21 protein-coding genes and 4 pseudogenes are annotated in these 26544 nt (G+C 59.4%); 10 read left to right on the forward strand and 15 right to left on the reverse strand.

Annotated features, from left to right (window positions below; all coding sequences use genetic code 11):
- Positions 1 to 60 precede the first annotated feature (60 nt).
- Complete coding sequence (locus ACVJGD_RS41505; RefSeq protein ID WP_456639499.1) at positions 61 to 669, reverse strand: hypothetical protein; 609 nt, start codon at positions 667 to 669, stop codon at positions 61 to 63.
- Positions 670 to 900: 231 nt separating this feature from the next.
- Between ACVJGD_RS41505 and ACVJGD_RS41510 the strand changes: the two genes are divergently transcribed.
- From ACVJGD_RS41510 to ACVJGD_RS41525, 4 genes are all read left to right on the forward strand, one after another.
- Positions 901 to 1326, forward strand: coding sequence for a recombinase family protein (locus tag ACVJGD_RS41510; RefSeq protein WP_456639500.1), 426 nt, complete (start codon positions 901 to 903; stop codon positions 1324 to 1326).
- Positions 1327 to 1342: 16 nt separating this feature from the next.
- Complete coding sequence (locus tag ACVJGD_RS41515) at positions 1343 to 1720, forward strand: recombinase zinc beta ribbon domain-containing protein (protein ID WP_456639501.1); 378 nt, start codon at positions 1343 to 1345, stop codon at positions 1718 to 1720.
- Positions 1721 to 1841: 121 nt separating this feature from the next.
- Positions 1842 to 2781 (forward strand): IS630 family transposase gene (locus ACVJGD_RS41520; RefSeq protein WP_456639502.1). Its coding sequence is split into 2 segments (ribosomal slippage): positions 1842 to 2191 and positions 2190 to 2781, totalling 942 coding nucleotides; the frame shifts between segments, so codons are not numbered across the junction.
- A gap of 91 nt (positions 2782 to 2872) precedes the next feature.
- On the forward strand, positions 2873 to 3157 hold the full coding sequence (locus tag ACVJGD_RS41525; RefSeq protein ID WP_456639503.1) for an LLM class flavin-dependent oxidoreductase: 285 nt from the start codon (positions 2873 to 2875) through the stop codon (positions 3155 to 3157).
- Between the two features lie 338 nt (positions 3158 to 3495).
- Here ACVJGD_RS41525 and ACVJGD_RS41530 read toward each other — a convergent pair.
- From ACVJGD_RS41530 to ACVJGD_RS41545, 4 genes and pseudogenes are all read right to left on the reverse strand, one after another.
- Positions 3496 to 3705: pseudogene (locus ACVJGD_RS41530) on the reverse strand (GDP-mannose 4,6-dehydratase); the annotation flags it as partial.
- A gap of 155 nt (positions 3706 to 3860) precedes the next feature.
- A complete protein-coding gene (locus ACVJGD_RS41535; RefSeq protein ID WP_456639504.1) occupies positions 3861 to 4244 on the reverse strand; it encodes a response regulator transcription factor in 384 nt (127 codons plus the stop codon).
- A 97-nt stretch (positions 4245 to 4341) separates the two neighbouring features.
- Positions 4342 to 5013: a response regulator transcription factor gene (locus tag ACVJGD_RS41540; protein ID WP_456639505.1), complete on the reverse strand. Its 672-nt coding sequence runs from the start codon at positions 5011 to 5013 to the stop codon at positions 4342 to 4344.
- The gene (locus tag ACVJGD_RS41545) at positions 5010 to 7673 is read right to left on the reverse strand and encodes a PAS domain S-box protein (protein WP_456639506.1); all 2664 of its coding nucleotides are present in this window, start codon (positions 7671 to 7673) and stop codon (positions 5010 to 5012) included. The genes ACVJGD_RS41540 and ACVJGD_RS41545 overlap by 4 nt, the downstream gene beginning before the upstream one ends.
- 952 nt (positions 7674 to 8625) lie before the next feature.
- Between ACVJGD_RS41545 and ACVJGD_RS41550 the strand changes: the two genes are divergently transcribed.
- A complete protein-coding gene (locus ACVJGD_RS41550; protein ID WP_456639507.1) occupies positions 8626 to 9006 on the forward strand; it encodes a hypothetical protein in 381 nt (126 codons plus the stop codon).
- Here ACVJGD_RS41550 and ACVJGD_RS41555 read toward each other — a convergent pair.
- The 4 genes and pseudogenes from ACVJGD_RS41555 to ACVJGD_RS41570 form a co-directional block, all read right to left on the reverse strand.
- A pseudogene (locus ACVJGD_RS41555) lies at positions 9003 to 9491 on the reverse strand (IS630 family transposase); the annotation flags it as partial. The gene ACVJGD_RS41550 and the pseudogene ACVJGD_RS41555 overlap by 4 nt on opposite strands.
- A gap of 293 nt (positions 9492 to 9784) precedes the next feature.
- Positions 9785 to 10923: pseudogene (locus ACVJGD_RS41560) on the reverse strand (IS110 family RNA-guided transposase).
- A gap of 92 nt (positions 10924 to 11015) precedes the next feature.
- Entirely contained in the window at positions 11016 to 11564 is a 549-nt protein-coding gene (locus ACVJGD_RS41565) for a winged helix-turn-helix domain-containing protein (RefSeq protein ID WP_456639508.1), read from the reverse strand.
- A gap of 147 nt (positions 11565 to 11711) precedes the next feature.
- Positions 11712 to 13043 (reverse strand): IS1182 family transposase, encoded by a 1332-nt coding sequence (locus ACVJGD_RS41570; protein WP_456639509.1) that lies wholly within the window; start codon positions 13041 to 13043, stop codon positions 11712 to 11714.
- A gap of 245 nt (positions 13044 to 13288) precedes the next feature.
- Here ACVJGD_RS41570 and tnpA point away from each other — a divergent pair, with 245 nt between their 5' ends.
- From tnpA to ACVJGD_RS41590, 4 genes and pseudogenes are all read left to right on the forward strand, one after another.
- A complete protein-coding gene (gene tnpA / locus ACVJGD_RS41575; RefSeq protein WP_456636252.1) occupies positions 13289 to 13711 on the forward strand; it encodes an IS66-like element accessory protein TnpA in 423 nt (140 codons plus the stop codon).
- Entirely contained in the window at positions 13708 to 14055 is a 348-nt protein-coding gene (gene tnpB, locus ACVJGD_RS41580) for an IS66 family insertion sequence element accessory protein TnpB (protein WP_456632751.1), read from the forward strand. The genes tnpA and tnpB overlap by 4 nt, the downstream gene beginning before the upstream one ends.
- Before the next feature lie 44 nt (positions 14056 to 14099).
- Positions 14100 to 15842: an IS66 family transposase gene (gene tnpC / locus ACVJGD_RS41585; protein ID WP_456632752.1), complete on the forward strand. Its 1743-nt coding sequence runs from the start codon at positions 14100 to 14102 to the stop codon at positions 15840 to 15842.
- 75 nt (positions 15843 to 15917) lie between these two features.
- Positions 15918 to 16313, forward strand: a pseudogene (locus ACVJGD_RS41590) (IS66 family transposase); the annotation flags it as partial.
- Between the two features lie 349 nt (positions 16314 to 16662).
- Here ACVJGD_RS41590 and ACVJGD_RS41595 read toward each other — a convergent pair.
- From ACVJGD_RS41595 to ACVJGD_RS41615, 5 genes are all read right to left on the reverse strand, one after another.
- Entirely contained in the window at positions 16663 to 17031 is a 369-nt protein-coding gene (locus tag ACVJGD_RS41595) for a PilZ domain-containing protein (protein ID WP_456639510.1), read from the reverse strand.
- Between the two features lie 802 nt (positions 17032 to 17833).
- The gene (locus tag ACVJGD_RS41600) at positions 17834 to 19666 is read right to left on the reverse strand and encodes a diguanylate cyclase (protein ID WP_456640557.1); all 1833 of its coding nucleotides are present in this window, start codon (positions 19664 to 19666) and stop codon (positions 17834 to 17836) included.
- A 116-nt stretch (positions 19667 to 19782) separates the two neighbouring features.
- Positions 19783 to 20868 carry a cache domain-containing protein gene (locus tag ACVJGD_RS41605; protein WP_456639511.1) on the reverse strand — a complete coding sequence of 362 codons (1086 nt, stop codon included), beginning with the start codon at positions 20866 to 20868 and terminating at the stop codon, positions 19783 to 19785.
- Between the two features lie 9 nt (positions 20869 to 20877).
- Positions 20878 to 22848, reverse strand: coding sequence for a glycosyltransferase (locus ACVJGD_RS41610; protein ID WP_456639512.1), 1971 nt, complete (start codon positions 22846 to 22848; stop codon positions 20878 to 20880).
- On the reverse strand, positions 22848 to 24053 hold the full coding sequence (locus tag ACVJGD_RS41615; RefSeq protein WP_456639513.1) for an HlyD family secretion protein: 1206 nt from the start codon (positions 24051 to 24053) through the stop codon (positions 22848 to 22850). Before ACVJGD_RS41615 ends, ACVJGD_RS41610 begins: the two co-directional genes overlap by 1 nt.
- 1322 nt (positions 24054 to 25375) lie before the next feature.
- Between ACVJGD_RS41615 and ACVJGD_RS41620 the strand changes: the two genes are divergently transcribed.
- Positions 25376 to 25573, forward strand: a complete 198-nt coding sequence (locus ACVJGD_RS41620; protein WP_456639514.1) for a hypothetical protein — start codon at positions 25376 to 25378, stop codon at positions 25571 to 25573.
- A 184-nt stretch (positions 25574 to 25757) separates the two neighbouring features.
- Here ACVJGD_RS41620 and ACVJGD_RS41625 read toward each other — a convergent pair whose 3' ends face one another.
- A complete protein-coding gene (locus ACVJGD_RS41625; protein WP_456639515.1) occupies positions 25758 to 26447 on the reverse strand; it encodes an IclR family transcriptional regulator in 690 nt (229 codons plus the stop codon).
- Positions 26448 to 26544: the final 97 nt, after the last annotated feature.

Consider the following 26544-nt stretch of genomic DNA (forward strand, 5'->3'; position numbering starts at 1 on the left):
ACGCCCCAATCGCTGCAGGGCTCTAGCCCGGTCGCACTGGTTCAGCCATCGCCCAGAGTCTCATCCTTGCCGCGTAAGCCTGACGAACCCTCCTTCGGTTAGCTCGGCTTTGTGCAGCTTGCCGTCGAGCGCGATAGTTGTTGGGTGGCCAAGGGTAGGCATGTAACCCGTCTCGCGCAGCTTCTCGATCAGGACCGGCGGGGCCCACTGCTCGGGCAGCGGGACACTGTGGCGGCGGGTCTCCCGGAAGAATGCTCCGAAATCTGGAGTCCCCGACGGCCCGGCGCCAATCCTTTGGTCCTCCGGAGGATTATGGATGAGACGAGTACCGCAGGTCGGGTCCTGCGTGCCCGTGTAGCGGTGACCCCGGATCTCGTAGGTCATCGTCGGCTGGTCCGCGTCCGGCAGAAGACCATGGTGGGACAGTGTGTGTATCATTCGTTGCGGGGCGGGTTGCGAGCCATGGGAAAATCTCTGGGGAACCGCCCATGAGACATCATATGCAGTTTCCTCAGGCGCAGCAGATGATGGCCCGGCTTCATCCGGCCTCGCTTCATTTGCCCTCGCTTCATCCATGACCTGACGAAGGAAATCATCATCCGCTTGATCCCAGGCGTAGTCCCCTGGGGACCTTGACGATCCAGCGCCGTCGATTCGGTTGAAATCCATGCAGCTCTCCTTTCTTGCCTTGAGAACATGGTCTCTTGCAGATCCGCCCAATGGATCGCCCAGCGCCAGCAGGTTCGTGACAGCGAGAGACCAAGCTCTCATGCTAGGAAGGTTGGCTGTCGAGAAGCTGACGAGTTTCAGGAAAACAGCTGCGCCCACGTCCGCGTTTGCCAGCTCGCATGCTGTGGCCTACCGCGCCAACGCGCTGATGTAGATTTCCTCCATCTTCGGATGCAGGAGCGGCGGCGGCTCTTCCGCGTTTGCGAGCTTCCGCCTCTACTCCGCTGTTCTGGCCGCGAGCCGCTTCATGTCCTCGACGATGGCTTCGATCGGCCCGCCGGCTTTGATGGCAGCCAACAGCTTTCCAAGTTCACGCTCGATGCGCGGAAGCTCGTCCTTCATCGACGCGAGGTCTGCGCCTCGCTCCATCCGCAGCCGGTTCACCTCGCGGGCGTCGTCCGACGCATCTTCGCAGATTACCTTGCCGGCAAGTCCTCGCGCACGATCGCCTTCGAGCTGAATCAGGAAGGCGTGCCTGGACCGCAGGGCGCCGAATGGGGGTCGTCGACCATTCATAGCAATCCCAGGCGCGGCGTCGGCATCCTCAACAACGAACTCTATGCGGGTCATCTCGTGTGGAACCGGCTCCCGGCCTAACCCTGGATCCGAGTGGGTGATCCAAGACGTCCCCGAATTGCGCATCATCGATCAAAATACCTGGGACGCCGTGAAGGCCCGTCAGCAGACGCTCTGCCTGCGAGCCGTCCGACTCCCGGGCGAGAACAAGCTCAATAAGCGGCGGCGACCGAAGCACATCTTCGCCGGTTTGGTGAAGTGTGGGCGTTGCGGCGGATACATGATGATCTCGAAGGACCTGCTCGGCTGCGCAACGGCGCGCAACAAAGGGGCGTGCGATAATCGCTTGAATATCCGGTGCGATGCGCTAGAGGCATCCGTATTGAGTGGCCTCCACATGCACCTGATGGAGCCAGAACTGTTTAAGGAGTTCTGCGAGGAGCTCAAACGATGCAGCAATGTCTCGCTCTCTTGAGACGTCGTTTTGGCAAGCGCTATAGCGGTTTTCGCCCGATTTGAATCTGGGGGATTCCCAAACGGTTAGCGATGATGGAGACTGTGTGCATTGATTCTCCTTGCCGGCGGGGCGGCGGGCGGTGCCGAAGGCCTATTCTTGTGACCTGCGGGAACGCGTTATCGAGGCCGTGGCTGCGGGCGCGTCGCGGCGCGAGGCGGCCGAACGCTTCGAGGTGAGTGTAGCATCGGCGGTCAAGTGGGTGCAGCGCTGGCGGGACGATAACAGCGCCGCTGCGAAGCCGCGCGGCGGAAGCGTTTCGCCGCTCGAAGAGTTCGCAACCGAGATTTTGGCTGTGGTTGCTGAGCATCCAGACCTGACCCTGGTGGAGACGCTTGCAGAGCTGCGCAAGCGGAGAATTCGAACCAGCCGCAGCGCGCTCTGGCGCTTTCTCGACCGTCACAACATCACCTTTAAAAAAAAGCCTGCAGGCTACTGAACGGCAGCGAGAGGACGTTGCGCGAGCTCGCCGACGTTGGATACGAGAGCAAGGTTTTCTTGATCCCGCCCGGCTCGTTTTTATCGACGAGACTGCGGTCAGCACAAATCTGGCGCGGCTCCGGGGGCGTGCGCCAAGGGGTGTCAGGGTGATCGGCGCCGTTCCGCTGGGGTCATGGGAGACCATCACTTTCGTGGCGGCCTTGCGCCACAATAAAATGACTGCCCCGATGGTGATCGAGGGAGCTATGACCGGAGAAATGTTCCTCGCCTATGTTGAGCAGTGCTTGGTTCCAACCCTTCGGCGCAACGACATCGTCGTGATGGACAACTGCCGAGTTCACATGGCGCCTGCCGTTAGGCACGCGATTGAGAAGGCAAAGGCGAGCGTGCGGTATCTCCCGAAATACTCGCCTGATCTTAATCCGATCGAGCTGCCCTACAGCAAATTTAAGGCATACTTGCGTAAGGTCGCGGCACGAACAGTTCCGCATCTCACGCGCGCGATCCGTTCGTTCATCCCACAACTAAGCCCACGCGAATGCACCAACTATTTCGCTCACGCAGGCTATGCTTCTAAATGACAGGAATCCGCTTTAGGGGAAAACGGATGAAACTCGGACTATTCTACGAACACCAATTGCCACAACCTTAGAGAGAGGGGGCGAGCGAAAATTGTTCAGCAACGCGCTGGAGCAGATCGAACTCGCCGATCGGCTCGGATTCGACCATGTGTGGGAGGTCGAGCATCATTTCCTGGAGGAGTACTCCCACTCGTCGGCACCCGAGCTCTTTCTGGGTGCCGTTTCGCAGCGTACAAAGAATATCCGCGTTGGTCACGGCATTTGTCTTTCCTCGCCGAACTACAACCATCCGGCGCGGATGGCGGAGCGCCTCGCGACACTCGATCTGATCTCTGGGGGCGCGTCGAGTGGGGGACCGGAGAATCCGCGTCGCTGATCGAGATGCATGGTTTTGGCATCGAGCCCGAGCAGAAGAGTGCCATGTGGCAGGAAGGCGGGGAGCAGACCGCCAATATGATGACCATGCGGCCGTACCCGGGATACGACGGGCAATTCTTCAAAATGCCGACACGTAACGTCGTGCCGAAGCCGATCTAGAAGCCGCATCCACCGATCTGGATGGCGTGCTCGCGGCGCGACAGCATTTTGCGCGCCGCGCGTTGCGGCGCTTGGTTCAACGGTATTCTTGCGATTGGCAACCTTACGCCAGACGATCGCGAGACCACTACTCATTATTTCCTTGACCTGCTGGGCAAATCTCCGCTTCGGCTCCCTCTCAATGCGGGCGACGCCACGTGTGATCTTGCGCATGACGAAGGTCTCGCCGCGGATCGCGCTCTCGTGGTTGAAACAGTGCGCTGTTGCATCGAAGATGTCGTAGGCCTAGCGGTAGTTCACTGTGATCCTGTAGCCGTAACGCTTGGCTCCCTCGTAAGGCAAGCGCAGACAGAAGGGCGTGCTGTCATGCGAGATCTCCTGGACCACAGTCGCCAATGATTGCTGAGGCGTTGCATCATCAGGCCAAGAGCTTCATCACCTTGTGGTATTGCGAGACGAAAATTGCGCCTGTATCGTCCGAGCGCGCACGAGCCGCGCCTCCAGATCGGACCGAAGTGTGAACAGATTGTGCGCTCATCGTCTCACGTGCTGGCGCTGCCGCGGTGCTTCTTCAATGCGGTATCGAGGCACTTGATCAAGTTCCGTCCGGCGAAGGGCTTGGCCAGAAAGCAAATCGCTCCAGCGCTCAGCGCACGGGCGCGAACGCTGTCATCGGGGAAGGCAGTGATGAAAATGAACGGCGCATTGTAACCGTCGGCTCGCATACGTGTCAGCAGGTCCAAGCCGCTCATAACCGGCATTTGCACATCCGCAATTACACAGGAGGTTTCATTCAAGTGGACGGAGCGCAAGAACTCCTGCGCAGATGCAAAAGTATTGACGACGTAACCGCGCGATTTCAAAAGATTGTTCATCGCAACACGGACCGATGCGTCGTCATCGATGATGGAAACGACCGAATGCATGGCCAGGACGACCCCTCCTTGGTCGGGAAAGCGCTTGCCGAGGCATAGCCGCCTGGGATCGACGGTGGGCTTGAGGGACGAGATTGTAAAATCATACTTAGGTTTGTTCGTCGGGCCGATTGCCGCGAATTCGCAGCGTCTCAGTCATTCTGATCAAGTCGGCCAACGACCGTGCGCCCATCTTCTTCATGACGTTTCCGCGATAAATCTTGACGGTGATCTCGGCGAGCCCAAGCTCCGCAGCTATTTGTTTGTTCATTAGGCCGGCAGCGACCAGGTTCAACACGGCCTGCTCACGTGGGCTTAACGTCTCGAACAAGGACTGCAGCTTCGCAACCGTCTTCTCAGCGTCCCGTCTCTTGCGATCCCGTTCGGTCGCCGCAACAACGGCGTCAAGCAGCTCCTGATCGCGAAAGGGCTTGGTAAGAAAATCGGCCGCTCCAGTCTTCATGGCTCTGACAGTCATCGGAATGTCGCCATGGCCAGTGATGAAAATGATCGGAATGCGAATATTCGACTTGGCCAGCTCAGTCTGCAGTTCAAGGCCGCTCAATCCGGGCAGCCTCACGTCAAGGACGAGACAGCTGGCAACGTCCGGAAGTGTACTCTGGAGCATTTCTTGGGCCGATCCAAATGCAACGACGTCCAGTCCCACCTGTCGGAAAAGATTATTGAGCGCCCGACGCATCGAAACGTCGTCCTCGACAACGACGACGATCGCTCGGTTTGGGTTCCTGCCTTCGCGCGGCGAGTCAGAGCGTTCGGTCACGACATGACCTCACTATGCGAGGGCAGGACGAATTGAAACGTCGCGCCCGGCTCGTCTGTGCGGACAATCGACAGGCATCCTCCGTGAGCTTCCACGATCGAACGGCAGATGGAAAGTCCCATTCCAAGGCCGCTTGATTTGGTTGTGAAGAATGGGTTAAACACGCGGTCCACATTGTCCTCGGGAATCCCGGCGCCGCGATCAGTCACGGCGAGGTGCACCCGCCCCACATCGTCCTGCGATGACCGAATCACCAGTTCGCGCGTACGATCCTCTACCGTTTGCATAGCCTCGATCCCGTTCATCACCAGATTAATAATCACCTGTTGCAGTTGCACCCGGTCGCCCAGCATCGTGGGAAGGTTTGGCGCCAACTCGGTTCGCAACGTCACCCCGTGGCTGACCAGCTCACGTGTCAACAGCGCAATAACCTCGTTAACGATGTCATTGATATCGAGCGCCACCATCTCGATCTCACTTTTCTTCGCAAGCGCGCGGACGCGGCGGATCACCTCACTTGCCCGGATTCCGTCCTCGATGATCCACTCCACCGAGCAGCGTGCGGCTGAAAGATCAGGAATTTCACGATCAAGCCAACCCAGACAAGCCTCGCCATTGGTGACAATAGCGGCGAGCGGCTGGTTGATTTCGTGGGCGATCGAGGTTGTCATTTCTCCGAGCGTCGTCACGCGCGTCACATGCGCCAGCTCCGTCTGTGCCTTCCGCAGCTCTCGTTCGGCCTGATCTGCGCGGATGGTTGCGGTGATGTCGGTGCTGACGCCGCGATAGCCGAGAAAATTGCCGCTAGCATCAAAAAATGGCTTGCCACTGGTCCGGACGTAGATCGGAGATCCCATCCGGTTGACGGTGCGATAGATCAGATCACGAAATGGGAGGTGTGCATCGAGCGTCGCCCGATGATGTCGCCACTTCTCGGGTTCTGCTTCGACGTCGCATGCAATTTCCCAGCGAGGCTGGCCGATGAGCCCCGTGGCCAAGATGCCCGCAGCACTTGTGTGCTCTGATAAGTGAGTGACCAGGTGGTCTGGCCCGGTCTCCCAGAGCCAGTCGGAAGCCGTTTCGGCGTAATCGCGAAAGCGCTGCTCGCTTTCACGCAGCGCAGCAAGAGTTTCTTCCAACCGTTCCCTGGCCGCGTGTTGCTCGGTGACATCCATATGTGTTCCGACGAGCTCGACGTTGCCGCGGCTGCCGACCACGGCATGCGCGACGGAATGTATGCGCCTTATCGCGCCATCGGGGAGAAGGATTCGGAAATCATATTCGAAGTTCCCTCCCTTGTTTTCGAAAGCCTGTCGCTGCACTTCCTGAAGCCGCGGCAAGTCCTCAGGATGTATCCGCGACCGGATGGTCTCTATCGATATAACCTCTCCCGGATCGAAGCCAAACAGACGATCGACTTCGGCAGAGCGATACACAAAATCGAGACGGTGGACGTCCCAGGACCAGCTGCCCGTGTGAGTGAGATGCTGGGCTTCGGCCAGATAGGCCTCGCTACGGCGTAGCTGCTGTTCCGCCAGCTTTGCTGCCGTCATGTCCGTCACTGCCCCGACAAACTCAATATCACCAGACGCGGTTCTCGTGGCTCGTGCCAGCGCGTGGAGGTGCTTCACAGAGCCGTCCGGCATCAGCAGTCGGTACTCATGCTCGAAATCCTCTTGGTCTCGCATCACTCGATCGATAGTCTCTTGGACGGAAGCCTTATCTTCTGGATGGGTGCGCTCGACGACGAGCTGCGGGGTCGGTTTCGTCGCCGGATCGTATTGAAAAATACGAAATGTCTCCTTTGACCAGACGGCCTCGCCGGTGGCGACGTTCCAGCCGAAGCTGCCGGTTTGGCTCAATTCCTGCGCTTGGGCCAAATGGGCTTCGCTCCGCCGCAGAGCCTGCTCCGTCCGCTTTCGATCGGTGATATCTTCGCAGGCGATGAGGGCGATGAGCTTGTCGTCCGCCCACTGCATGGCTTTGGCGTTTTCGCGCACCCACAGCACCGAGCCGTCCTTCCTGATCTTCTGGATCTCCCAGGTGTGCGATTGGCCGGCCGTTTCCAGGCATACCGCGACACATTTGAGAACAAACGCACGATCTTCTTCCAGAAAGACCTTCAGCACGGATTGGCCGACCAGTTCTGAGGGCAGATAGCCGAGTTGGCTTGCGCCGAAGGTATTAACGTTGAGGACCCTACCGGCGGCGTCGACCATGAAGTACATAACTGGGTTATGCTCGAAGATTTCGCGCCACTGTTTCTCGCTCTCGCGCAAATCGGCCTCGCTGCGCCGGAGCCGCGCTGCGGCCTCAAGCGCACCCGCCCTTTCCTGGCGGACGATCAGGTGCGTTCCGAGAATTGAGGCAATAAGGAAAGCTACCGCCACCGCAAGATCTTGCGGATCGTCGATCCGGAGATTGAAATTTGGCGGCGTAAAGAAGTAGGACAAAGCAGCGACGGAGACGATGGAAAGCGCCGCTGATGCAAAGAAGCTGCCCATCAGCGAAACCAGAAGTATCACCACCAAATAGGCGAACGCCGTCGCGGCGAAATGGGTGTGAAGATACATGGAAGTCAGCGTCACCAGCGCAAGCGCAATGGTGCCGAAAAGAAACTGCGCGGCTAAACGTCCGAAATTGGTGAGCTGTCTACGCATGATCCTAGGCTGTCCGGCCTTCTCCGGTGGAACAGCTTAAAGCATTTTGGACAAAAAAGCGGCAGTTCCAGTCGGTCCAACAGGGCTCTTGAACAGGGTTCCGGGGCCGATCGCATGGGAAGCGCAACGTGAACGTGCATGCGTCGGTTGCTTGAAATCAGTACGAGTGGAAGAAAGGCGTGTCAAAAACCTTCGTATAGTTCTCCAAACCCTTTCCCTATCGAAGTTTTACCTCGGTACAATTGAGCCATCGATCCCAATGACATTATTCTCACTTCATGATGAGAACCGCCGCTCGCACGAGCCAGATTCCCTCCACCAAGGATAAAGTTTAATACCACCAATCTCCGGCGGTCGGCCTTGGCAGGCGTCCGCCTTGCAGGCGCATCCTGGCTAAGAAAGTCCGCTGCATCGGATGCGGGATGTGAGAGTGGAATCCGGGGCCGGTTTTTCGACGTGCTGCGCGGCCAATGTGATGCGGCTGTCGGACTTGCCATAGGGGAAGGGCAAAGCTGATCACCCATTAGGACGTCCGCGACCACATAGGTGACACAGATAATCGGCAAGTCTCAAATGCGCATCGCAACGCAGCAAAGTATTGCGCTGTTTGCGCCGGAAAATTCGGCCTCATCCTTTGCTCACTTCAAAGCTAGCCAAGAGAGCGACAGTAGATGCCCATGGCGACTCCGAACAAAGAGCTGCAGAAGCAACCAACGAAAATTTCCCGGCACTCCGCACTTCGTGCCGAGGAGTCCGCATATTGGACGCGCGATGTAAACTTCTGTCATGGACCTGGTTCGGCTAATTCTCCGCCCTGCGAGCCCCTCGTGTCACAAGCGTTTGCGCAGGAGGCCGCTGCAAAAAAATGCGACTGCGAAGCCGACTGGTATGCGCGTCACTGCGGCACCGGCCGCACTTCTTTATAAGCAGGCTCGAGCATTATGAATGGCGCATGGAGAAAGACGAACTGCCGACGATCATGAAGTTCATTCTGGTAAATCACAGGAAGCCATGCGGCCCATCGACCTGCATCGAGTGTCGTCGATCTCTAGGGGCAGGCTACTTGCGAGATATGTCCACGCAGCGGCCCTATTGCGACTACGATTGCTACCTTCGTTACCGGGCGAAGAGCTTGTTCGTGCCATGGCTAGCTGTCTCACCGGGCGATCATCTGCTCGCGCCCAACTATGGGAAGCACCTCGCAATCGTCACTTTGTTTGCTGCCGCTTCTTGCTGGTATTCGATCGTGATCGCCAAAGCTGCGCTGCGACTGAGCGAACTGATGACGGATGAAACGTTTAATACCAATCCTCAAATTGATCAACCGATTTAGGCCCAATCGCGGAGCGCGATTGACATGATCTTCCACGGCTGATCGATGAGAGCGTTCCAGGCGTAACAGCAGTGATCGACGATGTTGTCATAGGATTTGAAGACGCGGTTTGACAGCCAATTTTGGCGCATGAACTGCCAGATATTCTCCTGGCTGTTCAGCTCTGGCGAACGCGGCGGCAACGGCAGCAGCGAGATGTTGTGCGGGATCTTCAGCTCCTTCGCTCCGTGCCACCCGGCCTGACCGAGGATGACGATGGCGTGGGCGCCAGGGCTGACCTTGCTTGCGATCTCGTTGAGATGAAGCTGCATGGCCTCGCTGTTGCAGAAGGGCAGAACCAGGGCCGCGCCGGTTCCGAGCTCCGGGCACACCGCACCGAACAGGTAGGTCGATTGCGTGCGTTGGTCGTGAGCGGCCCGCGGTCGCGATCCCTTTCTAGCCCAGCGATAGGTGAGCTTGTTCTTCTGCCCCACCCGCATCTCATCCTTACATGAGGGTTCGGCTGTCAACGCCTTCTGCGATGGCGCCTCCTATCTTTTCGTGGTGTTTTATGGCACGTCCGGGTTCGGGGCTGTCTGCGTCGCAGCACGTGCTGCGTCACCTTACATGCGGTTGGGCCAGCTTTGCGACCCACACCATAATGCCTCTTGCACGAGGCTTTGCCCCGACGAGACGCGACCCACCTGAAACGCGGCAGCCTGTGGCCACCAAGGAGGAAGACGGTCGCGCTCCCCGTATTGCCGCCGGCGACATTCCGCTTGCAGCAATCCTTGTCGGATTATGCCTTGGCCACGCTGTCCGTCCTGAGCGCGATGCCATCCGGCACCACGCCAGTCTCCACGTAGCGCCACAACGCGATCAACAACTTTCTCGCCATCGCTACAATCGCAATCCGTCGCGTGCGTCCCTGCAGCGTGCCGACGCGCTCACGGAACCAACTGGCCAGCCCGCTGTCGGGCTGATAACGCAGCCAGAGCCAGGCGAGCTGGATCATCGTGGTGCGTGCTCGCGGATTACCCGCTCGGCTGATGCTTCGGTCGCGGTCCATGCCGCCGCTTTGATAGGGCATGGGTGTGATGCCGACATAGCTGGCAAGCTGGCGGCGATTGTCGAAGGAGCGGTAGAACACCTCCCGCACCAGCACCGCGGCAAAGTTTTCCCCAATCCCGCGGATGCGTTGCAGGGCGGTGATCTTGCCAACCGTCTTGTCAGCCACTTCTGCTTCTTCCAAGGTTCGAGCGCGATTGTCTTCGAGTTCGCGGATCAGTGCCAGGACAAAGACAAGTCGCCGACGCAGGCGATCAAGTTCGGCCCGCAACAATGGCGGCAGGGCACGGCCGTCCCCGGTTCGCAGCGCGGCCACGTCGCGCTCCCAGGAGCGCAAAGACGGCCTTCCCGGATGCCCTGTGTAAATAGCAGCGCCTCAATCCTGTTCTCGATGCGCTGTTTGTCGTGAACAAGCTGTTCGCGCTCGCGGTGCGGGCGCTTGGCGTCCTCCTCCTCGGGCGTCGGCACGCGCACCATGCTACACACCTGCCGGTCGCCAGCCAGCCAGGTGGCGAGCACGCGAAGCATGCCTTCTGCGTCGAGCCGGTCCGTTTTGGCCCGCCGTGCACGTCTGTTCACAAGGATGCTTGTCGGCTCGAGGATATAGGCAGAGATGCCATGCGCCGTGAGCAATCGATGCAGCCAGAACCCATCCCGGCCGGCCTCGAAGCAGCACGCCAGGTCGGCGGGGCGGCCCAGCCCGGCCGAAGCCTTCAAGCGCAGATCAGCCATCGTCTTGAGCAGCGTGGCCGCGTCGCCTCCCTTCACACGGTGTAGCCGCGACTTCTCGATGCCGGGTAGGCGCGCGGCCACGAGCCACGACGAGACGCTGAGTTCGATGGAGACATACACGGTGTTGTCGGCTGGCATGGCGGCAGGTTCCTCGATCTGGTTGCGGACGCTGCCAATCTTGCCAATCAGGCCGGGCGTTGTCCTGGCTCATAGCATCTGGAACCGCACCTCTACCGGCGTGTCCGGCGCAAGGCTGCTGCGGATTTCCTCCACGCGAGCGTGGAAGTTTTTTTAAATGCCTCGATCGCCTCGCCATCCTGCTTGTACGCTCTCGGCCGGGCGCTGACATGTGAGAAGCCGAGGTCCTTGAGGGCTCGATAGACCGTATCGTCTGACACGGAGATGCCGAACTCCTCATACAGCCGCATGATCAGGTCACAGGCCCGCCAGCGCACCACGCCATGGATGGGCGGAGTCGGCCCTTCGTCCACGATCCGCGCCAGAAACGCCCGGTGCTCCGTGTTCAGCTTCGCCGGCGCACCTGGCGCGGGAACATTGATCAGACCATCAGGCCCTTGCGCGTTGAATCTGATCACCCAGTCGCGAAGCGTCTGCCGGTCCATCCCGCCGACCTTGGCGGCCTCCGCCCGCGATGCCCCATCGAGCACCGCAGCGATCGCCAGAAGGCGCCGGACCTGATCGCTGTCCTTCGCCCGCCGCGCGAGCCGGCGCACCTCAACTGCTGCAAAATCCGTTCGAACCGCAATCGGCTGGCCCATGGCAACTCCCTCCAGTTGCCATGTTGAATCATCGATCCTCTGATTTAGGAAGGCCCGCCGTGAGTCAGCGCCTCAGCGGATTGGTATAAGACCTAGGAGCCTGTCCAGTTAGCTCCGAGAAGGCGGTTTTATCCTAATGATAGCGGCTCATGCGGCCCTCGCCAGCTTGACGAGGTTGTGAGCGGTGCAGATCAGGGCCCATTCGGCCTTCACTTTGTCGATGCCGCGCAGCAGGAATTGCCTGAAGCCTCTCGCCTGTTTGATCTGTCCGAACACGGGTTCGACGATCTGCTTACGCAAGCGGTAGCGACTTCGGTAGCCGGCGCGCTTGAGCTTGGTGCTCATCCTGGCGATCAGCGATCCGGCTCTTGAAGCCGTTTTCGCGGTGGCGGACTGGGTGCCGTGCTTCTGCCTTCCGGTGGCGATGTCGCCCGCGATGCGCCGCCGCTTGATGGTGCAAAGATTGGCGGCGGAGCAGTAGCCGGCGTCGGCCGACACCTCGTCGGGATTGGTCCCCAAATTGGCCCTGATCCCGGCGAGCAACGGCGCCAGTTGCGCCTGATCGCTGGAGGAGCTGGTCAGCGTCTGCGCCACGATGATCTGATGGGCACCATCGACCGCGGCCTGGGCGTTGTAGCCCTGGATGTAACCGTCCTTGGTCTTCAGGATGCGGCTCTCCGGGGCGATGAAATTGCGTTGCGCCTTGCCGTCGGGCTCGGTTTGCGTCGGCGTCTTGCCGCTCTTCGTGCGGCCTTTGGCGAGGCGACGCGCCGCGGCCCGCGCCTTGCGCTCCGCCTCGGCTGCAGCCTTGGCTTCGGCCTCCAGCGCGGCCTTGGCCTCGCGGATCTTCTCAAGCCGCTTCTGCTTGTCGGCCACCCAATCGGGCATTTCGTCGCCACGCTGGGCGCCGTAGCGCTTATCCTCTTCCGCATCGGCGGCCTCGGCGGCCTTGAGCCAGCGATCGACCTCCGCTGCAAGCTCCGCTTCCCGCTTCTTCATGCGATCGTAGCTCATCGCCTTGTGCTTGGACGCGTTCGCCTTGATCTTGGTGCCGTCGAGCGCAACGTGTCCGAGCTTCACCAGCCCGGCCTTCTCGGCGAGCTTCAACACCTGCACAAACAGCTCAGCCAGCGCCTTAAGGTGCCGCCGCCGGAACTCCGAGATCGTGCGGAAGTCCGGCGGCTCGCCTGCCACGATCATCATGAAATCCGCCCGCTCCACCGTCGCCCTGGCGATCCGCCGCGACGAGTAGATGCCGCTCGCATAGCCGTGCAGAAGCAGCGCCGTCATCATCCGCGGATCAAACGGCGGCTGACCCAGCCCACGCCGGTAGCTGCCCAGGATCGCCGATAGATCAAGGCTTTCCCTGACCAGCGACACGATCAACCGCGAAACGTGGTCTTGCGGCACATAATCCTGCACGCTCGGCGGCAGAAGCTGGGCCTCATCGATCTTCCAGGGGCGAAATGCCGTGCTCATGGCTACGTAACGAATCAGACTCGCACCCTCTTGACCAGTCACTACTCAGACAGGCTCCTAGCTCACGAGTGTGCATGCAACGAGACTGATTTGTTCGACGGGACCGGGCAAGTTTCGGTTGTTAGTCAAAGAGCCGATTCCCGAGTGAAGTATTTAGACGTTCAAATCGTGCTTTCGACGGATCATCGTACTCATCCGAGGGCGGCCGCCTTGCAGAGGTTGGCTATCGCATGATTACAGGCAGTATGGACACCATATCGACTGCCAATAATGCGAAAGTTATGGAGATCGTCGACACAGGACGGCGCCGACGGTTCAGCATTGAAGCGAAGCAGCGGATTGTGGAGGAGAGTTATTGCTGTGGCGATCCTGTTTCTGTCGTTGCTCGCCGCCACGGACTTTTTCCTGGTCAACTGTTCGGGTGGCGACGCCTGGCGCGGCAGGGCACTCTTGCAGCGCTGAACGCCAAAGATGGCGATTACGGGTTTGTCGCGGCGCTGATTGAGCCGGAGCCAACGAGAAGCGAAGGGAGCCGTGACGACGCTCGCTGCGAGCAGACTGTTGGACGGATGGAGATCGTGCTCGGCAGCGGTGTTCGTCTGATCGTTGGCGTGGATGTCGATACCGCCGCTTTGTCGCGCGTCTTGAGAGTGCTGGAGGGGCGATGATCCCGATTCCGACGGGCGTTCGTGTCTGGCTTGCCACCGGCTACACCGACATGCGGTGCGGCTTTCCGAGTTTGGCTCTCCGCGTGCAGGAAGTGCTCAAGCAAAATCCGCTCGGCGGGAATCTTTTTTGCTTCAGGGGGAAGCGCGGCGATCTTTTGAAGGTCATTTGGCACGATGGCCAGGGGGCATGTCTGTTTACAAAAAGACTCGAGAGAGGAAGGTTCGTCTGGCCTTCGGTGGCAGGCGAAGCAGTGACGATCTCTCCGGCGCAATTGAGCTATCTCTTGTCCGGAATCGACTGGCGCAATCCTCAAGAAACGTGGCGTCCAACGCGAGTTGGATAGCGATTTGCGGTTGAACTTGCCAGCAAATATGATTCATTGGCTTCATGAGTCTGAAGCCGGATGATCTTCCCTTGGACCTTGCCAGCGCCCAGGCCGCACTGCTGGTCGAACGTGAATCGTTGCGGGCTGAACGCGAAGCGCGGCTGAAGGTTGAGGTTGAGCGCGATGCGGCCGTGGCCCAAGCCGCCAAGGTACAGGTCGAGGCCATCAATTGGCAGGTCGAAGCCGCCAGTGCGCAGGCGAAGCTGTCCGACACCGAAGCGTTGATCGCGCATCTGCAGCTCACGATCGAGAAGCTGAAACGAGAGTTGCACGGGCCGCGCTCCGAACGCACGGCACGGCTGATCGAGCAGCTGGAGCTGCAGCTGGAAGACCTGGTGACGTCAGCGACCGAGGATGAGCTCGCAGCACAGGCCGCGGCGGCGAAAACCCAGACCGTGCGCGCCTTCACGCGCAAGCGACCGATCCGCAAGCCCTGGCCGGATGACATCGAACGCGAGCGCGTCGTCATCGATCCCCCGGCCGCCTGCGCCTGCTGCGGCGGATCGCGGCTGTCGAAGCTGGGCGAGGATGTGACCCGGACATTGGAAGCGATCCCGCGCCGTTACAAGCTGATCGAGACGGTGCGCGAGAAGTTCACCTGTCGGGATTGCGAGGCGATCACGCAGCCGCCGGCGCCGTTCCACGCCACGCCGCGCGGCTTCATCGGTCCCAGTCTGTTGGCGATGATCCTCGTCGATAAATTTAACCAGCATCTGCCACTCAATCGTCAGAGCACGCGCTTCAAGTGCGAAGGGATCGACCTGTCGACGCAAACGCTGGCCGATCAGGTCGGCTACGGAACCTTCGCCGTCATGCCGCTCTTCGAGCTGATCAAGAGCCATGTGTTCGCCGCCGAGCGGCTTCACGGTGACGACACCACCATCCGCATTCTGGCGAAGAGCAAGTGCACGACCGGACGGATCTGGACCTACGTGCGTGACGATCGTCCCTTCGGTGGCACCGCGCCGCCGGCGGCGGTCTATTACGCCTCCGGCGACCGGCGGGGTGAGCACCCGCAGAAACATCTGGCGCTGTTCAACGGCATCCTGCAGGCGGATTGCTATAACGGCTTCGAGCCACTGTTCGATCCGAAGAAAAAAGTGTTGCCGATCACGCCGGGATTTTGCCTTGCGCATGCGAGACGGAAGTTCTTCGAGCTGGCCGACATCGGAAAAAATGCGCGGGAGGGCAAGAAAGGCAAGCCGATCTCCCCGATGGCGCTGGAGGCCGTCAAGCGCCTCGATGCACTCTTCGCCATCGAGCGCGAGATCAACGGCCTGACCGCCGCCGAGCGAGTTGCCGTGCGACAGCAAAAGAGCAAGCCGCTGTTCGATGAGATGCACGAGTGGTTGACCACGGAACGCGCTACTCTCTCTCGCGCCTCCGAGGTCCGCGGGCCGATCGATTACATGCTCAAGCGCTGGACCGACTTCGCCCGCTTCCTCGATGACGGCAGAATCTGCCTGACCAACAACGCGGCGGAAAGAGCGCTGCGTGGTATCGCTCTTGGACGACGTAACTGGACCTTTGCCGGCTCTCAGCGCGGTGCTGACCGTGCCGCCGTCATGCTGACACTCATCACAACCGCACGCCTCAATGACGTTGACCCGCAAGCCTGGCTCGCCGACATCCTCGCGCGCATCGCCGATCTGCCTGCTTCGCGCCTGCACGAGCTGCTTCCCTGGGAATGGAAAAGGCTGCGCGAGGTCGAAAAGCCCGCCGATCAGCGGCCCGTCGCAGCCTGAACTGTCCTCCATCATAACGCAGTCACGACTGCTCGCGCGAGAGACCGTTACGCGGCCTTCCTCTGATGCGTACGGTTGACCACGGAACGCGCTACTCTCTCTCGCGCCTCCGAGGTCCGCGGGCCGATCGATTACATGCTCAAGCGCTGGACCGACTTCGCCCGCTTCCTCGATGACGGCAGAATCTGCCTGACCAACAACGCGGCGGAAAGAGCGCTGCGTGGTATCGCTCTTGGACGACGTAACTGGACCTTTGCCGGCTCTCAGCGCGGTGCTGACCGTGCCGCCGTCATGCTGACACTCATCACAACCGCACGCCTCAATGACGTTGACCCGCAAGCCTGGCTCGCCGACATCCTCGCGCGCATCGCCGATCTGCCTGCTTCGCGCCTGCACGAGCTGCTTCCCTGGGAATGGAAAAGGCTGCGCGAGGTCGAAAAGCCCGCCGATCAGCGGCCCGTCGCAGCCTGAACTGTCCTCCATCATAACGCAGTCACGACTGCTCGCGCGAGAGACCGTTACGCGGCCTTCCTCTGATGCGTACGGATCATCTTGGCTTAAATTTTGAGCAAGTCTTTTGCACGCGAGCTGCAGCTATGGATCATGCACCTTTTCACGCCAGCTGATCCGCTGATCCGCCAACTACGGCGAGATCAGGAACATTCTCGTCGTGGCTCCAGCGCCGCCGAACGCTCGGCGCAACACCTTCACCTGCGTTCGCTGCATGACCTTAAGGCCAGACTTAATGTCACGTCCTCAGAAAGATGACCGAACCACCCAAAGCGGCCACCGCCAGAGGAACGCGTTGCGAGAGGGGAGGCTAAGACTCTATAAGGGGGCGGCACCGCGCTGTTCGCCCGAACAGGGGCGGGTCAAGGAATGCGACCCCGGCGAGGTCGCCATGCCGCCAAACCAGGCGGCAAGCGTATGTGGTGGTGTAAAACTCATCGAAAGAAAGCGCAAACTCGACCGGCAGTATGGCGAGACCATTCAAGTGAATCCCAGCGCCTCTGACAGAGAGATCACGGACAAGGCAGGCTTCTGAAGTGATGTGGCCCCGAATTGAGAGATAAGCATCTAGGCATACCGACTCCCTTTCAATCGAGCGCCGGGAATAAATCCCATCTTCCGCCAGAGCGACTTTCTCTCGCAACTTCTTCAGCTCTCGGTATTGACGTTCGATATTCACGATTTCTCTCCCGACCAAGCGCAAATATCTTATAACCGCCAGCTAAGCTGGAGGTAGGCCGTAGTAACACGGACGAACAGGAAGACGGTTGTCAATCGGCATTGGAGGGTGGCCGAAGTTGACGCGAAGGAAGCGCAAGCCTGTTTCCGCGAAGCTGCGAGGCCTTCCTCTTGCGGGATAGAATGACGGTCAGACGCCTTCTCGCTAAGCGCGTGACCGATGTACTTCCGCATATCAGTTTTCTTTTCACGGTCCGCAAGTGACGGCAATACTGGTGTCTAAAGTCACTACCGGCTCATCCTACTGCGGACGCGGGCTTTCAACACAACCTCATCGGTCAACATGGCCTATAGAACGGTCGTCAATACCTCGACTTCTACGCGACGCTAGCATGAATCCGTCGCTTCAACGTCGGTGTTCAGACTTCGTGAGAGAGACGGGATCCGGCTCTTGGGTGCCTTGGCTATGAGGCAGCCCAGCTCTTTGGGAAAACCGGCAGACAATGACTCGAGCATCTGATTGTTTGCGCTCCCGTGTCACTGATCTCGCCGATGATGTCCTGGCCCATCCGTTTTTGGCAAGCTGCAAATTTATCCGATAAGGTGTCGATCGGTGATCGCATTGACAACATAGAAAGACGCCCAGTGAAATGCATATAGAGCCAACAATCATATAACCGTTCCATTCCGCTGTAGGCGCCCCATTCAGAACAAAGCTGAGAACAGTCCTTTTCTTTGTCGCCCGCCTGCGAGGCAAGCCGCGTGGTAAACCATACTTCTAGACTAATTTCCTAAATTGCCTTTCACGCTCGCATTGAGCTGGGCCAAGCGATCACTTGTCCTGACATCACGACACGGTCGCGTCCGCTCTCTTTAGCGGCGTAGAGCGCCTTGTCTGCGGCCTCGATTAATGACGTGCAGTGCACCCTGTCGTTTGCGGGCAAGTATGTCGCACCGCCAAGACTGAGGGTGATCCGCTTGGAAGGTGGATTGAGCGCGTGCAGGATGCCAAGGTCACGAATCGCCTGCTCGATTCGCTCGCCGACCTGGACGCAGCCCGTTGCGTCGGTGTTTGGCAATAGCAAAGCGAATTCCTCGCCACCATACCGAGCTGCCACGTCGGCGGGCCGCTGGGCCTGCTCAACGAGCGCTCTGGCGACTGAGCGAAGACACGCATCGCCCGCTTGGTGCCCGTATTGGTCATTGAATTTCTTGAAATGGTCGACATCCGCCAGCAGCAGCGAAATCGGCGTGCCCTCACGCGTGGCCCGGTCCCACTCCGCCTGTAACCGCTCGTCGAAATGTCTGCGGTTTGCCAAGCCCGTTAGCCCATCCGAACTAGCGAGAACCGCAAGCTCATCTTCCAGGTTCTTATGCGTTGTCATATCGCGCGAGATTGCCACCACCCCGTTTATCTCACCGCCCTTCGGATCCCTGGTGACCCGCAGCGCCGTTTCCATCCAGATCTCTCCTTTCTCGCGATGGCGGGTGCGATAGATAATCCTCGCCTCTTCAGCTTCGCCACTTCGCAGAGCAGCGACCGTTTGTTGAACCTGCGGCCGGTCCAGGCCATTGACGCCCGCGAGAGCCGGCGTACCCACGAGCTGGTTAGGAGCCCAGCCGAGTATTCGCGAACAAGATGGCGAGACATAGAGGATTAGTCCATCGACCCCGACGCGCATCACCATGTCGCCCGAGTATTCTGCAAGGAGACGGAAATCCGCCTCCTTGGCCACCAGCGCCGCCGCCATTTTTTGTCCTCGCTGCAGCTGGCGGACCAACAAGAGACCCGCCGAAGCGACGAAGCCGACCAGCATCACTACGACGGCCGTACGGGTCAGCGCGGCCCTACTCCAAGGGGCCAACACATCGTCTTGTGATTTCGTGGCTACGACCACGACAGGATAGCGCGTGCTCAGCTGAAAGAAGCTCAGACGCTGAACGCCATCGAGCGGCGACTTAAAATAATACGCGGCTGCGGCTGGTCTTTCTCGAAGATTCCTGAAAAGGGGAGCGCCAGACAGGTCACGACCCGTGTAGCTGCCGTTATCCGGGTTGCGCGCGAGGATGATGCCGTCCGCGCTCGCAAGAGCGATGGAGCCATTAGGGCCAAGGTCGAACCCGCTATATAGCTTTAGGAAATAGGCGACATCGATTGTCGCGAGCGCGACTCCGGCAAAGTTGCCATCCGGATGATTGAAACGTCTGGACGCCGTGATGACCCATTGCCCGCCAGATCTACTTTTTATCGGTCGTCCGATGAAAGTTCCCCGATCGGTCGAGCTGCGATGATGCTGGAAGTATTCGCGGTCGCTGTTGTTGAACCCGGAAAAGTTCACCGCTTCGCTGGTCGCAAGCCAACGCCCGTCTTCGTCGAAGACGAAAACGTCGCGTATCCGGTTTATTGACTTGCGACGAGCAAGAAAGGTCTGGACCTTGGCGACTGCCGCAGGGCCAGTTCCCTCGAGTTCGAACTGGTTGACGAGCACGTTGAGAACGGTGTCGGTGAGTTCGAAGGTGTCATCGGCGTGTTGCGTCAGCGAGCGAGCCAGATTGGCCAATGCGGTTTCGGCATTCGTCAGCTCAGCCTGTCGCGAGGACCACTCCCTCCAGCCGCTGAGTGCGACAATCGCCATGCAGGAAAATGCCACAAAAGCCAAAGCCCACAGTGTCAAGCGCGCCTGACGAAAATCACTCCGGTTATCGTGCAACAAGTCGTGCTTCTCCACTCTCCGCCTCTTGGTGAGGCTAGCTACGAATTAGAGCGGCTCATCAATCTCGACTGCATTCGGACCAACGCGTCGCTTAGCCGTGCGGCTTCCTCAAACCGGGTTTCCTGGTGTGGCGGGCGGGCGGCGGGATCGAGTACGATAGCCTCAGCCGAGTCTGCGAGCCGGCGCAGTGGTGTTCTGAGCCATTGGGCGGCACAAAAGAGCAGCGCCAGCGCCGCGATGGCGCCAGCGCCGAGAATGATCCAAAACGAGCGGATCAATTCACGGATCGGTGCCATGGCGTCGTCGGCATTCTGCCGCACCAGAAGAGACCACCCGAAGCTTGGAAGGTCTGCAAAACCAATGGTTGGGACGATCACGGTGAAGTAGTCCTTGCCGTCGGGCCATCGCTCGCTCAAAAACGCGGTGGTGACGCGGCTGGCTGCGAGGGCGGAGCCGATGTTGAGGGGCTTGTTGACGAGATCAGGTGGGCCAAACAGGACTGTTCGATCGCGCGAAAGCAGCAGCACATCGATGCCGGGCGCCTGTAAAGCAGTCATGCCCTCTGCCACCCAATTCCAATTCAGATGGGCCCCGATCACGCCGGCAATGGAACCTGCGTGCCGCAGTGGTGCAGCCAAATCGATGAAGCGATAGGGCTGAGGAGACACAGGCAACAGGCTCGCCAGGAGTTGTGCCTCGTGGACGTCGACGGCAGCCGGCGCGGCAATGCCGCGTCTGAACCACGGTCTCTGCGCGACGCTCTCGCCCTCGAGCATTCCGTCCCTGGCCGCCAGCACCTTGCCCTCGAGATCCGCAATGCCGAGCCAAGAGTAGCGGCCATCCAGGCGGCTCAGGAATTGGATGTGTTCGCGGGCGTTTGCCAGATCGGTGGGGTCGGTCAAGTCAGCGAGGCGGGCCACGTCCATCCAAACCCCGTAGACGCGGCGCGCTAGCAAATTGGCGCTCAGTTCGCCGCGAATTGTCAGCTTCTCTACCTGCAACTGCTCGCCGCGCTGCTGCAGGGCAGCCGTATACAGCGTTGCGGTCACGATGGCTGGCACCAGCATCAGCGTGGCGCCACCAAAGAACACGAGCGTGCGTAAGCTCAGTCTCCTCCTCGCCATCACGCCTCCCTAATGGGTTAGAGCCCGTGCCAGTTCGCGAATCATGCGCCCGATGTCCCCGCGATCGGATCCCGGAGCGGCCTGGGCGGTGTGCAGCTTTTCGACGATCTGCGCCCGCTGTTGCGCCGTTGGCGAAAACCTTAGCCGGTAGCCGTCGCGTGTTGACGCAAGGATATGTGCGTCGACATCTCCGATCATCGCGATGCTCAGTTTCCCTGCGGCCCCTGCCACAAGTCCGAACGGGCCGCTAATGCGCGCACCGTCCGGACTAAGATTGACCAGCCAGCCGCGGTGTCTAGCGTCTCCGATCGTCAACGTGATGGGTTCTGGCACCTGCCGCTGCGGTCGATTGGGTCGAGGCCGTTCGATGCACACCGAGATCGCTACCAGCAGGACGAAGAGGTTGTAGATCGTCCAGAACAGAACGATGGCGACGCCATCGCCGGCTGTCGATGAAGTATTGAAGACAAAATCAGAATTCAGCGGCACCACCAGGCCACCCACAGTCAATCCAAACAGGATGAGGAATGGTCGCATCAACGACCATTGGACAACGATCTTCGTCCTGTCGCCGCCTTTGGCCGTCACCGAGAATTTGTGCGGTCCCCTCGTCAAAAGGCCCAACGCAGCGGCCCGGCAGACGGGCCAGGCAGCAATCAGCTGCGCCGTATCGTTGATGATGGGGATGAACAGTCCCTTCGAAAGCCAGTTCAAGGCCACCAGGACCATGACGTAATACGGGACATAGTATCTGGTAATATCGACCAGTGACGCGTTCACGATCGTTATGTCGAGCCACCAGTACAACAGCGGACAGACGAGGCTCGCAAGACGGAAGGGAAAGGTAGTCAACCAGTAGAACAAGGAATCGATGACACTGATCCGGTGCATCAAATCCAGTCGATGTGAGCCGAACGGATTGTACGAATTACGCACAATCTGCATCAGGCCAAGGCACCAGCGACCACGCTGGACAATATATTCCTTGAGCCCCTCGGGAGCCAAACCCTCGGTCAATGGCTCGTTGAGATAAACGGTTTGCCATCCGTTTTCCGCGAGTTTCAGCGTGAGCAGGAAGTCCTCCGTGACGCTTTGCGTCGGAAGGCCGCCGATCTGCTCGACGGCGCGAACCCTCATAACGGAGGAGGTGCCGCAGCAGATCGCGATTCCCCAAGCATCTCGCGCGGGCTCCACGTTATCAAAGAAGTGGCGCTGCTCATCCGGATACCCGGTGCTGATCCCCAGGTTGTGCTGGATCGGGTCCGGATTGAAGAAGTGCTGCGGCGTTTGAACGAGCCCGACACTCGGATCGTGAAACAGCGCTACCGCTCGGTCGATGAAATCGACATGGGGAACAAAATCCGCGTCCAGTATGGCGACAAATTCCGGTCGATCCGGACCGAAGGCGCGCACGGAGAGCGCATGATTGATGTTGCCCGCCTTGGCATGCGCATTATCCGAGCGCACGATGTAGCCAACGCTGTGCCGCTCGCAAGCTTCGCGGAGCCAATCCCTGCGGCCATCATCAAGCACAAAGACACGAAGCTTCTGGAACCTGACGGCCTTTGCGCCAATGATTGTTCGCTCGAGTATCTCCAGCGGTTCATTGTAAGTCGTGATGAAGATGTCCACGCGCGGCGCTTGCTCAGGCACCCACCATCCGGCGTGGCGATCTGCTTCAGCAGTCCGTTCCCTTACGCGAGAGAGGATCACAAAGGCGATGGACGAGGACAACACCGTCAGGGCTTCGAGCGCGGCGAAGCCCCAGCTGAACAAAACATCCGCAGTCCAATCGAGTGGCGCCAGGGTATCGCTGAACCGCCAGATTACGTAACGCCACGATAAAATTGTGGCCAGCCCCAGGAGTAACGTGCGCCAGTACCACTTGCTTGGATTGAGCAGTGGCAGGACTGTCAAACGGAGCCCGATGATGACGGCGGCTCCCGCCAAGGCGGCCAGTAGTGGTGACAGCACGAGCATCAGAAGCCGTAGCGTGTAAGAAATCGACGGAACTGGGCGATCGGGCCGCTGGAAAAGACGACGCGTCCGGTGCGTCCGATGGCGCAGCTGAGATCGGGTTGTTGCGCGAGATCCGGCACGGTCACGGTGACGTCGAAGCGTTCCAGATGCTGGGTACTTGGTCCCACGGCCAGGTTCGCATAAAGCGACGACGCGCCGGATCCGCCGAGCCGGGTAATGGTTCCGTCGAAAATCCGCTCGTCGCCGAACAACCGAAACTGCACCGCCGTTCCGACCGAAAGGCTAGCGTAAAGCGATTCGGACACGCCCGCGGTGACTATCAGGCTGTTGCAATCGACAAACTTAATAAGGTCTTGGCCCCGCCGTGTGTGCTCACCGTCGTCCACCAGAATATCCCAGACCAGACCGGAGACCCGGGCGTTGAGTATGGCAGAGGTCAAACGATTGACACGCAGACGCTCGGCATCGATTTGCCGATCAAACTGGGAAATCCGCGCTTTGACTTGCTCCTCCTCAACATGGAGTTCCGCCAGCCGCTGGTCGAGATCCCGAATGCGCTGCGTCGAGAAGGGAGCGTCGTTGTAGGACTCTCCGATGAATACACCGGCGCGGGCCGACGCGAGTTCCGTTTCGAAGTAATTGACGCGCTGCTGGGCACTCTCCAATTCTTGCTGTGCGACGTCGAATGTCGCGCGAGCCCGACCCAGGTTGGCTACCGTCTGCACGCCGCGATTGCTCAGCTCGTTGGCGCGCTTGAATTCCGCATCTGCCTCGCGTAGGCGCGCGGCCGCAGCGTCTTGGGTCGCCTTTGTCTCTGCGATCCGCGCCTCGATCTGCCGGATTCTGCCGCGCTGATAGTCGGTGGATTGCGCATCGAACCCGGCCCTTGATAGCGACAGGGCGGCCCGCTGGGCTGCAACGCGTTTAAGTTCGATCCGCTGGTTGTCTCGATCGCGCTCGAGGTCAAGAAGTCGAGCGGTGTCGAATCGCTCATCGGTAACGTCAGCTGCAAGTTCCCCGGGGTTGACGCGCGCGCCGATGCTTTTGACGGCGAGCGTTACCCGCCCTTCGATCGGAGCACGAACGACATAAAGCCGTGCATTAACGGTGGCATCTGCCGAGGTTCCAGCGAAATGCTCCCCAACAATGACGTATAGTCCCCCGGCCAAAAGAACCAAGCCGATGACCACACGCGCGAGCCTCATTGGCGAATTCCGACCATTCCAAGTGCCATTGATGCAGCGACTTCGCGGCTAATTTATGGAGGCGAGCCGGCAATAGAGTTCATCCTAACGTTGAGCGTATGGGTATCGTCACGTTGTTCCCGCGAGGGTTGCAATCGCTTCCCTCGTGTTTTCGCCTTGTCGATTTCTCCAAGAGACAATTATTGGATGACTGCAGGCATCAAAGCACTGAATTCGCAAGCAAGTCAGGCTATTTTGAACCTCGGTAGGTGAAGGGGGCCACGCCCCAATTCTCGGTCGTGCAGTCGCGGCCGGGCCGCTCGACGATGCTCGTCATGTGTATCGTCAGTTCCTCAACTTCTTGTGGCTCGTGTCCTGACGTTCGAGAAGAACGTGCAGGTAAAGCGGTATACAACTTATGCTTGCAAGCTTGGTGCGCTGCAAGCGACAATCGCTTCGGCCCTTCGGGAGGGACTTAAGTAAAGGTCAAAGGTCGGCAACAAAAAATGAGGTCGCTGAGACCGTCCGTTCAGCTCTCGGCCGAAACCAACGGATCGCACTCATCTTATAACGACTCCCGCCAAGCAACGGTGGCTCAAGGCCCACTTGAGTCAGTCCGCCGCCACCCGTGGCGGTTGTTGGGCGCCACTAATCCGGTCGGCCAGCGCGGCGACCTCGGCGAGATAGCCGTCCACCGCAGTTCGGGCGTTCGCCGTGCCAAGTGACGGAAACTCAGACAGATTCCCTCGTGCGATCGGCTGATCCACAGATATGCCTCGTGCGGATCGGCGCTGCGGGGAATCAGAAAACTCGTCCTCCAGCGCGCCCAGCCCAGCCTGCGACCCGGGCACCACCCGTCAAATCTCCTCTTTCAGGAAAGTTGGCTCAGAATTGCCCTTTCACAGGTTTTCCTGATTCTGAGCAGCTCTACATCCGCGGTGTCGTGGGGACCATCCAAGTGTTCAGTCCATTACTTCTGCGCCGGCGCTGGCGTCATCTGGAAAAGGAGCAGAACGGAAAGAGTGCTCTATTCATATGAAACTTGATCGCTTTCATCGCCGACTCCAAACGCTTTCCCATCGTCGGCGGCCCTGGTCGGCATCCGCCGTGAGCAATTCCCATCGGAAGAGCCCGCGATCACACTGGAAAAGTGCGGCATCATTCGTGCCGACTCTCTGAAGAGACCAAGAAACTTCCCGAAATATCGAAGGTCGGAAGGCCAATTGCTCACAGCTACCGCCTCGCGACGATTCACAGCAAACTCATTCTGGTTCTGGCGCGGTTTGAACGACTCACGCTAAACTATCGTTCTCCAATAGCCAGAATGCGATAAGAGAAACGAGATGGTTGCTGCCGCCCGCGAACTGCCCACCTCAGGCTATGCGCTCGAAGTGGATGGTCGATTGAAAGCCGAGTTTACGACCAGGGACGGAGCAAGGGCAGGGGCCGAAGATCTGAAGAAACGCTTTCCAATGCTTCGGGTCAGAATCTACGATGCGCAGACGACGACTCGAGAAGAGGTATCGCTTCCACGAGCTTAAGTGCTCATAAAAGAAGGTATTGATGGCACCTGAGCAGTACCCAGTCGTCTTGTCACGACATTCCTACAGCTGCCTACCCGTCAGTGCTGCGGTCCGACAGAGTACTGGCGCTGCGCCCGGCCTGGTCCCTCGTGTATCCGCTGCTTCTTCAAAACGATCGGCGCAAAGTGGACGCCCTCACTGATCAGCGTTCGCTCGCAGGCAACAACCCCGCTAAGGTCGTGGCTTCCGATTTAAGAGCATCAATTGCCGCCTTGCGAGCGTTGGCATCGAAGCGCGTCCGGATGGCTGATATCGAAAGCGCGCCCCGCAGTTTGCCGTGTACGTCCATCAAGGGCACGGCAGCCGATGCGACCTCCGGATCCCGCTCTCCAATCGAAACATAAAAGCCTCTATCGCGGATCTTCTTCCCTTCTGCCATCGCTGGCTCGCCGCACGCAGTGAGAATTCGGCCGGCGGCACCGCGATCAATAGGCAATCGCTGGCCTTCTTCGAGGTGGTGTCGAACTGAGCGCGGAGAATTGACACGGTAGAGGCAGATCCGCTCATCGCCATCCGCAACATAAAAGGATGCGGTCTCCCCAGTTGCTTCGACCAGACGGCGAAGCGAAGGCCGGATAACCTCACCAAGATCCAGGCCGCGCTGGTACAACGCTCCCAAGCGCCACAACTCCGGCCCGAGTCGAAACAACCGGTCCGCGCCCCGGATTAGGAAGCCATCTGCTTCCAAGGAGGACGCAAGTCGCAACACGGTGCTCTTATAGAGATCGGTCGCTTCCGAGATTTCCGTCAACGTCATCGCGGCGCGTTGCCCACTGAACGCTTTCAGAATCCCGAGCGCCCTGCTGACGGCGTCTACCCCGGTTTTGCTCATCCCCGCTCCGGTTCTGCAGAATAGAACTACTATAAGACATTTCCTTCAAACATCTACTATTTCTGACAAAAGCGATTTTTCAGCCCGGAATTGTTGA

The organism is Bradyrhizobium sp. USDA 10063 (assembly GCF_054063735.1).